The sequence below is a fragment of the Staphylococcus sp. 191 genome, assembly GCF_011174885.1.
GTDB lineage: Bacteria > Bacillota > Bacilli > Staphylococcales > Staphylococcaceae > Staphylococcus > Staphylococcus coagulans.
Genome location: NZ_PNRJ01000037.1, coordinates 1 through 630, shown reverse-complemented (window position 1 = coordinate 630; position 630 = coordinate 1). Strand labels below are relative to the sequence as shown.

Annotated in this window: 1 pseudogene; it reads left to right on the top strand. The window is 47.8% G+C overall.

Annotation, left to right across the window (positions count from 1 at the left end):
* A pseudogene (locus tag C1H58_RS12495) lies at positions 1–630 on the top strand (Lmo1799 family Asp-Ala repeat surface protein); the annotation flags it as partial.

Sequence of the window (630 nt, the reverse complement as noted above, 5' to 3'; positions counted from 1 at the left end):
TTCAGATGTCGAAGCACTCACTGACGTTGAAGTACTTACTGAATCAGTTTCACTCGCTTTGTTTGCCGACTCAGATGTTGATGCACTTACTGATGTCGATGTTCTCGTTGATGCTGATTCGCTTGTTTTGTTCGTCGACTCAGATGCTGACGCACTCACCGACGTTGACGTACTCGCTGATTCAGATGTTGATGCACTTACGGACGCTGACGCGCTTGCTTTATTCGCCGACTCAGATGCTGACGCACTCACTGATGTCGATGTGCTTGTTGATGCTGATTCGCTTGCTTTATTTGCAGACTCAAATGCTGATGCACTTACTGACGTTGACGCACTTGTTGACGTCGACTCGCTTACTAATCGGTTTGATGTTGATACAGAGTCACTTGTCGATACCGATTCACTCTTTGCGGCTGATGCGGAATTTGATTCACTTACTGATGTTGAATCGCTTGTCGAGGTCGATGCTGAATCGCTTGCTTTATTCGCAGAATCAGATGCTGACGCACTCATCGATGTTGATGTGCTCGCTGATACTGACTCGCTCGCTTTGTTTGCCGACTCAGATGCTGACGCACTTGCTGACGTTGACGTACTCGCTGACGCTGATCCGCTTGCTTTGTTCACTGA